The sequence below is a fragment of the Mucilaginibacter sp. genome, assembly GCF_036383575.1.
Lineage (GTDB): Bacteria > Bacteroidota > Bacteroidia > Sphingobacteriales > Sphingobacteriaceae > Mucilaginibacter.
The window spans coordinates 1-10,506 of record NZ_DASVOB010000846.1; the positions used below are offsets into that span (position 1 = coordinate 1).

Consider the following 10,506-nt stretch of genomic DNA (forward strand, 5'->3'; position numbering starts at 1 on the left):
CCTTGCCATATGATCATCTCTGGAAATTAGTTGCCATTGAGTTTGTGCTGATCCTATTGTTAATTATACTTGGGAAGATCACCTCGCTTATTGATGAGCTGTTAGGCGAGCGCTTAACAAACGATACTACCAACATGATCATGCAGCACGCTGCAAAGCTGGACCTGGTACAGTTTGAAAACTCGCAGTTTTATGATAAGCTGGAAAGGGCAAGGCAGCAAACTACGGGCCGGGCAATTTTACTAACGCATGTGTTTGGCCAGGTGCAGGATTTGATCACCATTACCTCATATGTAGTGGTGTTGGTTGCTTTTAATCCATGGGTTATCATAATCCTGTTATCAGTTGCCGTACCTTCATTGCTTGGCGAATTTTATTATAATAACAAAAACTATGCTTTACTACGCAGCCAAACCCAGGCCCGGCGCGAGCTCGATTATTTGAGCCTGGTAGCAAGCAGCGATGTAGCGGCTAAAGAAGTAAGATTGTTTGATCTGTCGCGCTTTTTTATAGATAAGTTTAAAAAGATCTCTCATAACCTTTATGACGCCAAACGTAAGTTCGGTGTTAAACGGGTTATTGTAAGCTCTCTGATAAGCATTCCGGGAGTGGTGGGATTTTATATTGTATTCTTTTACATTGTTCAACGGGTACTGCAAGGCAGTTTAACAATTGGAGGTCTAACACTTTTATTGGGGACTATAAGGCAACTGGGTGGTTTAATGCAAAATAGTGCCAGGCGGTTTAACGCAGTTGCCCAGGGCGCTATTTACCTCACCGATTTCTTTGATTTTTTCAAGATCATGCCGGCTATCACCATCCCCAACAATCCGCGGCCGTTTCCTGATCCTATTGTTTCAGGTTTCACCTTTGAGGATGTAGGGTTTAAATACACTAATTCGGATAAATGGGCTAACAGGCATTTAAATTTCACCCTTCGCCCGGGCGAAAAGCTTGCTTTAGCAGGCGAGAACGGAGCTGGTAAAACCACCCTTGTAAAATTACTGGTGAGGTTGTATGATCCAACTGAAGGCCGCATAACGCTTGATGGTTATGATCTGAGAGAATATAATATCGATGACATCCGGAAGCAAATGGGCATCATTTTTCAGGATTTTATTAAATATCAAATGCCGGCTTCGGTAAATATAGCAGTTGGGGATATAGGCGAGGTTAATAGAGAAGATCTTATTACCAATGCTGCGAGGCAAAGCCTGGCTCATCCAATAATTGACAGGATGCCTAAAAAATATCAGCAAATGCTGGGCACTCATTTTGACACCGGTGTTGAACTTTCAGGCGGCGAATGGCAAAAAGTAGCGCTGGCCAGGGCTTATATGCGTAATGCGCAGATAGTGATCCTGGATGAGCCTACAGCCGCTTTAGATGCACGCGCGGAATATGAGGTATTTAAACGCTTTTCGGATATCACCGAAAAAAAGACCGCCGTGCTCATCTCTCACCGCTTTTCAACCGTACGTATGGCAGATAGGATCATTGTGCTTGATAAAGGCGAGATCCTGGAGATAGGAAGCCATGACGAGCTTTTACAAAAGGGTGATCGCTATGCCGAATTATTTGAATTGCAGGCAGCAGGGTATAAATAATAAGCGATTTCGCAAAACCTTAAGTTGATAAACACATTTACCTTAATAAATAACATAACAGTAGTAAGATGGAATTAACCTCATCAACTTTAATTACCGCATTAATTTTAACTAAAAATGAAGAGCCTAACCTCAAGCGCGTGCTTGACAGGTTAACCTGGCTCCAAAGGGTTGTTATTTTAGATAGTTTTAGTACTGATACTACGCTGGATATCGCAAATTCGTATACAAATGTTGAAGTTTTTCAGCGTAAGTTTGATACTCATGGTAACCAATGGAACTACGGGCTGTCATTACTTAAAAGCAAATGGGCCTTAACACTTGATGCCGATTATGTACTTACACCCGAGTTTGTGCAGGAAACCAAAAATATAATCGCAAACTCGCATGATGCAGCCTATGAAACTACTTTCAGGTTTTTAGTTTTCGGAAGGAAACTTTTGGGGGATAATACAACGCCTCGCCCGGTTTTATTTGATATTGATAAATGTATCTATTTTGATGACGGGCACACGCAACGTTTAAAAGTTAACGGCACAACTGGCAAATACAAATCATATATCTTGCATGACGACAGAAAATCCCTGTCACGCTGGCTAAGTAACCAGGACGGCTATGCTATTAAGGAAAGCAAAAAGCTGGTTAGTGAGTCGGGCGCTGGAATGCCGTTGAGTGCAAAGATCCGGAAGACAAAAGTACTTGCACCCTTTTTAGTGTTTTTTCATTGCCTGTTTGTTAAAGGATTGATCTTTAACGGCTGGGTGGGCTGGCATTATACCCTTCAAAGAACGATGGTTGAAATATTGTTAGCCATCCGGCTGATAGAAGATGAAAAGCTTGCTGATAAACCGGCTGCCGAACCAACTTTAACCATTGTTCGCGAAGAATTAAAATCAGATCTGGCTAAATAAGCCACCAACAGGTGCATATTTGTATCCTCTTACTTCTAACACTACTTTATGAAAATTCTGCACATTATACCTGCTTACAAACCAGCTTACGGATACGGAGGGCCAACTGAATCTGTATCGCGGTTATGTGAAGGTTTAGCAGCTAACGGGCATGATGTTGATGTTTATACTACCACAGCCAACGGTAAAACCGAATTAGATGTTACCCCCGGCGCTGTGATGAATGTAGAAGGGGTTAATGTAACTTATTTTAAACGTATCACCGGCGATCATACCCATGTTAGCCCGGCATTGTGGCGTAGGCTTATCAAAACAGCTAACCATTATGATGTGATCCATATCCATTCATGGTGGAGCATTTTAAGTGTGGTAGCTGCCAGGATTGCCTTATTCAGTAAAACCAAAGTGATCCTCGCGCCGCGGGGGATGCTAAGCGAATATGTGTTTGAAACCGGGAACAGCAGCTATAAAAAACTGATCCATAAGCTTGGAGGGCGCAGGATTTTAAAGAAATGTGTACTGCACGCTACCGCCCAATCGGAGTATATTGAATGCCGGAAGCTGATCCCAGGATGGGAGGGTTTTGTTTTACCCAATATTTTGTCGCTGCCGGATATCGAAATAAAGCAAATCAGCAATGAATGCTTTACGGTTATTTTCATGTCGCGCATTCATCATAAAAAAGGGCTTGAAAGACTATTTACTGCTATTAGTCAGCTTTCATTTAACCTAAAACTGGTTATAGCCGGCGATGGTGATGAAGCGTATGTACAGCAATTGAAACAACTTGCGGATGAGTTAAACATAGCTTCAAAAATTGAATGGATAGGATGGGTAAACAGGCAGGAGAAATTTGAGCGGCTTAACCAGTCGGATCTGTTTATCCTCACTTCCTTAAATGAGAACTTTGCAAACGTGGTGGTTGAATCACTGCATATGGGCACCGCTGTTTTGGTTTCTGAAGATGTTGGACTTTCAAGTTTTGTTAGTGAAAACAACCTTGGCTGGATATGCACATTAGATATTGACAGCATCATTGAAAAGTTGAACGAAGCTTATTTTGGGAAACAAAAATTGGATCATATCCGCAAGCATGGCCGTGAAATTATCAGAGCAACATTTCATGAGCAGGTGCTCATCACAAAATATTACGAAGAGTACTTAAAATAACCTTTCTTTCCTCTCAGTTATTTGCCATTCCGGGTAACTCTCACCATATTTTAATACGGTGGCCGTATATTCTTGTATGTATTAAAAACTAAAAAATTATGAAAGCAACCTTACTTATCCTGGCCGCAGGTATGGCCAGCCGCTGCGACAGCATGAAAAAGTCGAAAGTAAAAACGGGGTTACGCCATTAAAAACCAGTATGAATAACGCGTACGAAAAAACGATTATGCCGATTTTTTAGGTAAGATCAACGTCAATATGTACAATTTGATACCGTTAATTAACATTAAAAGCAGCAGATGAACAAAAACTATTATGCAATAATTTTAGCAGGAGGTGTCGGAAGCCGTTTTTGGCCTATAAGCCGTACATCGTACCCTAAACAATTTATAGATATTATTGGCAGCGGAAAAACATTGATACAGGATACCTATCAGCGCCTTTCTAAAGTATGTCCTAAAGAAAATATCTTCATATTAACCAACGAAAGCTATACCAGGCTGGTAAAGGAACAGCTTCCTGGCATAACAGATCAACAAATACTTACTGAGCCTGTAATGCGCAATACCGCTCCCTGCATAGCATATGGTTGTTTTAAAATAGAAAGCCTGAACCCGGATGCCGTAATTGTTGTGGCCCCGTCCGATCAGCAGATCCTGGATGAAGATGCCTTTGTAAGCTCCCTTGAAAAATCGTTAGAAACGGCAGGTGAACATCACTGCCTCGTAACATTGGGTATTAAACCATCCAGACCGGATACTGGTTACGGCTACATCCAGTATGGTGAAAGTGTTATAAACGACGACTTTCGTAAAGTAAAAACCTTTACCGAAAAGCCAACGCTTGATATCGCCAAAAGCTTTATTCAAAGCGGCGATTTTTTATGGAACGCGGGCATTTTTGTTTGGTCGGCTAAGGCGATACTGAAAGCTTTTGAAACTTATATGCCCGATCTGTATGATATTTTTGCTGATGCACGGTTGGTGTATAACACAGAAAACGAGGTAGCCCATATCAACGCGGCTTATCATCATTGCATCAATACATCAATTGATTATGGTGTGATGGAAAAAGCAGATAATGTTTACGTATTGCCGTCGGATTTTGGCTGGAGCGACCTGGGTACCTGGGCATCTATATACGAGTTATCAGAAAAAGCGGAGGCAGGTAACGCGGTAATCTCTAATGAAAAGGTAATTATGTACAATTCATCTGATTGTATGGTGAATATGCCCGATGGTAAGCTGGTAATATTACAGGGCTTACACAACTATATTGTGGTTGAAGCCAACAATACTTTGCTTATTTGCCCGCGCGATCAGGAGCAAAGCGTAAAACAAATTGTTGCCGATGTGAAGAGCAGGTTTGGCGTTGAATATGTTTAATTAATGCAATATCCCTAAATCGCATAAATACCCCTTTAAATAAACCATAAGGCAAATGAGGCTGTTTTCTAAAGAGAACGGCCTTTTTTTATTTGGTGCCCTGCTTGTTTAGATAGAAATTTCTTTAAGTGCGTAGGTTGCCGCCCTGCTGGCCGTTAACAATTGTCCCGCCTGGGATACCTTTGCGGATTCTGCAGGATATATTGGTTTCCCGATCCGTACATGTAAGCACATTCCTTTTTTGTTGAAAAGCTCGGCTGGCAGCATGGCGGTTTGTAGCGATTTATGAATATACCGGAGCAGGCTGAACCCAATACCGTTGTCGCCATAAAAATAAACCGGCAATACAGGTACTTTTGCCCGCTCCATGATTTTTCCTACAACCGGGTGCCATTCCCTGTCAGTAATTTTCCTGGTTTTGAAGTCAAAAGCAGAAACTTCGCCTGCCGGAAAAATGGCTACAGGCACACCTGACCGCAGTTTGTTAAGTGTTGTTTTCAACCCTGTGATACTTGAAGTATCTTTAATGCTATCAAATGGGTTTACAGCGATAACATATTGTTCAAGGTTGGGTACTCTTTTTAATAAAAAATTGCCCATAAACAAGGTCTCGGGCCGGGCGGTAACCAGCAAACTAAGTAGTGCAAGCGATTCGATAGCGCCAAACGGGTGGTTGGCTACCGCAAGGAAACTGCCAGTTGCCGGGATCTGTGCAAGATCTTCAGGATCAATTTTAATGGTGATGCCCAAGAAATTGAGCACAAACCTGCTGAAATCAACGCCTTCCAGGTCGCCTGCCTCATCCATCATGCGGTTGAATTTATCTATTTTCGTCAGCCGCATAATAACCGAGCCTAAAAAGGGAAAATTTCCGGTACCCGTTGCTGCCATTACATCACTTTTACTAATCACCGCCATTTGGTGAAGATGGTGCTATAATGTGAACTTATGACTGCATCCGGGTTAACCTTTAATACCCATTGTGAACATGGGCAATCTTTACTTCAGCAAACCTGCAAAAAATGGCTTAAGCTGCTCCGCTAAGATCTGATGCTCAGCTACACTGGGATGTCCCGAACAACCGTGAGGCTCCATCGGTTCAAAAAAGAATGTAGCTGAAGGTTTATCAGCCGGATAATTTGCATCAATAGTCATTTTTATCCTGCTCAAACACCTTTGCAATATCTCCCTTGAATTGCCTTTGATCATGGGACTGGAAAGCAGAGCGATTCGTGCTTTAGGATATTTTGATTTTACCAATTGTACAAATTTTACGTAATCGTTAACAAAACGTATGGTATCAAAGGCTGCTCTTGATGAGCCATCGCCATTGCTCATATCATTAGTGCCTAAGGCAATACTTACAATTTTAGGTTGGTAGGTTTTGAAATTCCATTTCAGGGAATCTTTAACCTGGAAATTTGCGTTTTCGTATACCAACGGCATGGAAGGGGAATCCCGGTTCCAGGTACGGTAAACGCCAATACCGCTAACACTTGATAAGATAAAATTGGCATTTAATGCTCTTGCTACCCTTGGGCCATAAGCCATGTAGGCATTGTGATGGTCCTGGTAATCACCGGTTCCGCAGGGGATGTCCGAGTCATCGGCTGCTGCTCCGCAGGTAATGCTGTTACCTATAAATTCTATTAAAGGAAGTTTGGGTGCAGGTAGTATTTTTATATTGTTTGCAGCTATCTTTGAAAAGAGCAAAGAGCCGGTTTGTGCTTCTGTTGCCTTATAGACCCAGATGTGGTGGGTACCAGCGCCATCGGCTTTGATGATGACAGGCTCCTTTAAGCTTCCATCTATCCTGATCCTCTTTTGATAAGCGCCGTCCAATTCGTATTGAAGATAATTATGGCTTCCCGCATCAGTAATGAATACATATATAGCGCACTCATTCCCCTTGAAACTAAAACCAAAATGCGCACCTGAAGTGATCAGCGCTAAGTTATGCTGGCTGTTAATGAGTGTGCGCCCTATTGGCCTTAGATTGGCAGCAAAAATGGTATCAATTTTGCTTTTTGCATTGCTTTGCAGCACGCAAAAAATAGATAAGATAAAAGTAAGTAATATCCTGTTTTTCATTGTATCGCAAGATTACCGATATTGATACCGGAATCCAAATACATAAAAATTAATCAGTATAGAATGCTGTAAAAGTATCACCGCTGCACAGATACAGATCCGCTTAAAGGGCCAAACTACTGTTGGCCCTGCTGGTACTTATAATGTAAATTCTTCAACGTTTCGATAGTTGCCTCATCCGTGGAGATGCCATAACCTGTTACCAGGGTGCCTTTAACGCCTTCGGCCGATGCAAGGGCATAAACAATAGCTTCATCCGCAGGGTCGGATGGGCCTTCGTAACGGTACAGATCAACAATTTTAAATTCCTTTACGGCGAACGTTTCTTCGCCTGCCTTAAGATGATCGCCTTCAAGACTAAACTCATGAGTATAGCCCTGTTCTTTTAATTTGGTTATTGCTTCGGTTACTGTTGCGTAATGAAATTTTTGTTCTTGCATGAGGTAGGGTGTTTATAATGTTATAGCTAATATACAATTAAAGTACGCTGCCTGTTTCAGTAATTTCTGCCGAAAATGTTTCGGGCTGTACTAAAACAAAGCGTACCAAACTAAACGATCTTTTTGAGGAGGCCGTATCGCTTAATGGGCTATTACTTCAGCATCGCCAAGTTTTTTAACATACAGTTCGTCAACCAAAATTACAATGATAGCTACGATAGGCACGGCTAATATGATGCCCAATACACCTGAAAGTGTACCCATAACCACCTGGCTGATGATGGTAAGGGCGGGCGGCAGGTTGATCATTCGGTTTTGAACTATAGGTACTACAATATTACTTACAATGGTTTGCGATACTATATAAATGAGCGCTACTATAATAGCCGTGTTGGTGCCCATGGTAAGCGCCAGCAAAACGCCGGGGATCATCGCTATAGCAGAACCCAAATTGGGGATGATCTTTAACATACCGGCAAATAAGGCTAATATCAATGCAGCGGGGATACTCATAATGCTTAAGCCCGTAGTAAGCAGCACGCCCAGCAATACCATAGAGAGCAGCATTCCCTTAAGCCAGCCTTTTAATGATAAACTGATCCTATCCATAATATCCTGTCCCAATGGCTTCTTCTGATCAGATAGCAGCATCAGGATGCCGTTTTTATAAACATCAGGATTGGCGGTAAAAAATATAGTTAAAAATAAGATGATATAAATATCGCCAAGCACGCCAAAGCTTGTACTGAAAAAGTGCTGTACCGTAACCACTACTTTATCAGGGTCATTATCGCCCGAAAAATAATCAAGTATTTGTTGCCCTGTTGGGTTTGATGCCAGTTTGGTCTTGAAATTATTAACCGTATGCGGAAGGGTATCTTTAAGTAGAGCTATTTGATGCTGTATAGTTGTGCCCATTAAATAAAACAAGCCGGCTACAATCAAAAACGAGCCGACTACAGATATGATCATGGCGTACCTTCTGCGCATTTTGGTATTTCGTTCAATAAGGTCGCCAAGGCCATGAAAATACGTAGCAATGAGCGCACCCGACAGGATCATAAGCAGTACATTAAAGGCAACCCGGGCTATCAATATTACTACAACTAATAAGGCAACAATGGCCACAGTGTGCCATACTTTTTCAATATAGGTAAGCTCTTTTTCTTTTTTTGGGGTCATACAGCAGGTGTTTGTTCCATAAACACGTTAATGTGCCCTAAATGTTTTGATTAGCTGTAATTTAAGGTTAAGGAGATGTTAAGCTGGAAGAATAATTGATGGATTTGCGACTTATTAAAATATTTTAAAAAGAAAGTGTAACAATTTAAATAAGTTTTTGTAAAATTATCTCACCAACGGATTTTTAACGATATTAGTTAACACCGAACCAAAATTATAACCTTCCAGTTGATGAAAAAAAACTACTACATCGTAACGCTGATCATGCTTACGTTTTTTGTTATTTCATTTTTAACCAATATCATCGGCCCGCTATCTCCCGAGTTTATTAAAGATTTTAAACTGAGCGATGCAATGGCCGGTTTATTGCCCTTCGCTTTTTTTATTGCCTACGGGGTAATGTCAATTCCGTCGAGCATGCTGGTTCAAAAGTATAACGAGAAAACCATCATAGTAGCGGCTTTTGTGGTGGCGTTCTTTGGCTCTTTGCTATTAGCCGTTTATCCTAATTATCTCACCGCTATCGCGTCCCTGTTTTTAATTGGTTGCGGTATGGCCATGTTGCAGGTAGTCATTAACCCGCTGCTTCGTACTTCCGGAGGGGAGGAAAACTATGCTTTTACATCGGTGTTGGCACAACTGATATTTGGTGGAGCGTCGTTTGTTAGTCCGCTGGTTTACGCTTACATGGTTAAAAATATGGGCAGCAACAAGGGTGGGATCTTTCCACTGCTTGAAGCCCACGTGCCTACAACTATGCCCTGGATCTCGCTTTACTGGCTGTTTGCAGTGATTTGTTTGGCTATGTTCGTAATCATGCTGGCCTCCAAATTTCCGAAGGTTGAGCTGGCCAGTGATGAAAAGGCCGGCCCATGGAAAACACATGTTGATCTTTTTAAAAAGCCGGTTGTTATAGCCTACTTCATAGCGCTGTTTTGCTATGTGGGCAGCGAGCAGGGGGTATCTTACTGGATGTCGGAGTTTTTGCAGAGGTATCACAAATTTGATTCGCGAACTGTTGGGGCTGACGCAGTAGCTTACTTTTGGGGACTGATGACGGCCGGTGGTATTTTAGGGCTGTTTTTGCTCAAACTGATAGATAGCCGCAAGCTGCTGGTGATCTTCACAATATTGGCACTCATATTCCTGTCGCTGGGGCTATTTGGCGGCCCGCAAACCTCGTTGTATTCTTTTTCAATAGTTGGGTTTTTCATGTCGGTTATGTATCCCATCATATTTTCGCTGGCCTTAAGTTCGGTGAGTGAAGATCATGGTTCATTTGCAGGGATCCTGGTTACAGGCATTATTGGCGGCGCCGTTGTTCAGTTACTGATAGGTGGTTTGGGAAGCTTGTTTGGTTTAAGGGAGGGCATGTTTTTCCTGTACGTCACATTCGGTTATATGCTCTGTATCGGCTTTTGGGCTAAGCCGCTGGTTACCAACAAAACTATTTTTGATAATAAAGCATAAACATATACATGAGCAATATAAAAGTTATAGGCATTGATCTGGGGGCTACCAACATCCGCGGCGCGGTGGTTGATAACAATGCTATTGGCGATATCATATCGCAGCGAATAAAGAGTGATGGCAGTGTTGAAGATGTGCTGAATGATATTTATACCGTTGTTGATGCCTTATTGAAAAACAATACTGCCAATGCTATAGGTATAGGCGTACCCAGTGTGGTCGACGTATCCGAAGGTATTGTTTACGACGT

10 protein-coding genes are annotated in these 10,506 nt (G+C 42.0%); 6 read left to right on the forward strand and 4 right to left on the reverse strand.

The genetic code is table 11. The features are described from left to right. From VF500_RS29760 to VF500_RS29775, 4 genes are all read left to right on the forward strand, one after another. Window positions 1–1,607, forward strand: a 1,607-nt coding sequence (locus VF500_RS29760; RefSeq protein ID WP_330863133.1) for an ABC transporter ATP-binding protein, incomplete at its 5' end; no start/stop codon positions are given. Between the two features lie 68 nt (window positions 1,608–1,675). Next, window positions 1,676–2,518, forward strand: a complete 843-nt coding sequence (locus tag VF500_RS29765; protein WP_330863134.1) for a glycosyltransferase family 2 protein — start codon at window positions 1,676–1,678, stop codon at window positions 2,516–2,518. 48 nt (window positions 2,519–2,566) lie between these two features. Next, on the forward strand, window positions 2,567–3,688 hold the full coding sequence (locus VF500_RS29770) for an XrtY-associated glycosyltransferase XYAG1 (protein WP_330863135.1): 1,122 nt from the start codon (window positions 2,567–2,569) through the stop codon (window positions 3,686–3,688). Window positions 3,689–3,987: 299 nt separating this feature from the next. Further along, a complete protein-coding gene (locus VF500_RS29775; RefSeq protein ID WP_330863136.1) occupies window positions 3,988–5,073 on the forward strand; it encodes a mannose-1-phosphate guanylyltransferase in 1,086 nt (361 codons plus the stop codon). Window positions 5,074–5,181: 108 nt separating this feature from the next. Here VF500_RS29775 and VF500_RS29780 read toward each other — a convergent pair whose 3' ends face one another. The 4 genes from VF500_RS29780 to VF500_RS29795 form a co-directional block, all read right to left on the reverse strand. Continuing rightward, a complete protein-coding gene (locus tag VF500_RS29780) occupies window positions 5,182–5,991 on the reverse strand; it encodes a hypothetical protein (protein WP_330863137.1) in 810 nt (269 codons plus the stop codon). An 81-nt stretch (window positions 5,992–6,072) separates the two neighbouring features. Beyond that, entirely contained in the window at window positions 6,073–7,164 is a 1,092-nt protein-coding gene (locus VF500_RS29785; RefSeq protein WP_330863138.1) for an SGNH/GDSL hydrolase family protein, read from the reverse strand. Between the two features lie 116 nt (window positions 7,165–7,280). After that, window positions 7,281–7,604, reverse strand: coding sequence for a phosphoribosylpyrophosphate synthetase (locus VF500_RS29790; RefSeq protein ID WP_330863139.1), 324 nt, complete (start codon window positions 7,602–7,604; stop codon window positions 7,281–7,283). Window positions 7,605–7,745: 141 nt separating this feature from the next. Next, on the reverse strand, window positions 7,746–8,786 hold the full coding sequence (locus VF500_RS29795) for an AI-2E family transporter (RefSeq protein WP_330863140.1): 1,041 nt from the start codon (window positions 8,784–8,786) through the stop codon (window positions 7,746–7,748). A gap of 231 nt (window positions 8,787–9,017) precedes the next feature. Here VF500_RS29795 and VF500_RS29800 point away from each other — a divergent pair, with 231 nt between their 5' ends. Next, entirely contained in the window at window positions 9,018–10,256 is a 1,239-nt protein-coding gene (locus VF500_RS29800; RefSeq protein ID WP_330863141.1) for an MFS transporter, read from the forward strand. 8 nt (window positions 10,257–10,264) lie between these two features. Then, window positions 10,265–10,506, forward strand: a 242-nt coding sequence (locus tag VF500_RS29805) for an ROK family protein (RefSeq protein ID WP_330863142.1), incomplete at its 3' end; no start/stop codon positions are given.

Excerpts from the sequence above, each read along its gene's own strand:
- VF500_RS29765 (WP_330863134.1), top strand. The coding sequence starts at position 1,676 with ATGGAATTAACCTCATCAACTTTAATTACCGCATTAATTTTAACTAAA.
- VF500_RS29770 (WP_330863135.1), top strand. The coding sequence starts at position 2,567 with ATGAAAATTCTGCACATTATACCTGCTTACAAACCAGCTTACGGATAC.
- VF500_RS29780 (WP_330863137.1), bottom strand. The coding sequence starts at position 5,991 with ATGGCGGTGATTAGTAAAAGTGATGTAATGGCAGCAACGGGTACCGGA.
- VF500_RS29795 (WP_330863140.1), bottom strand. The coding sequence starts at position 8,786 with ATGACCCCAAAAAAAGAAAAAGAGCTTACCTATATTGAAAAAGTATGG.
- VF500_RS29775 (WP_330863136.1), top strand. The coding sequence starts at position 3,988 with ATGAACAAAAACTATTATGCAATAATTTTAGCAGGAGGTGTCGGAAGC.
- VF500_RS29785 (WP_330863138.1), bottom strand. The coding sequence starts at position 7,164 with ATGAAAAACAGGATATTACTTACTTTTATCTTATCTATTTTTTGCGTG.
- VF500_RS29800 (WP_330863141.1), top strand. The coding sequence starts at position 9,018 with ATGAAAAAAAACTACTACATCGTAACGCTGATCATGCTTACGTTTTTT.
- VF500_RS29790 (WP_330863139.1), bottom strand. The coding sequence starts at position 7,604 with ATGCAAGAACAAAAATTTCATTACGCAACAGTAACCGAAGCAATAACC.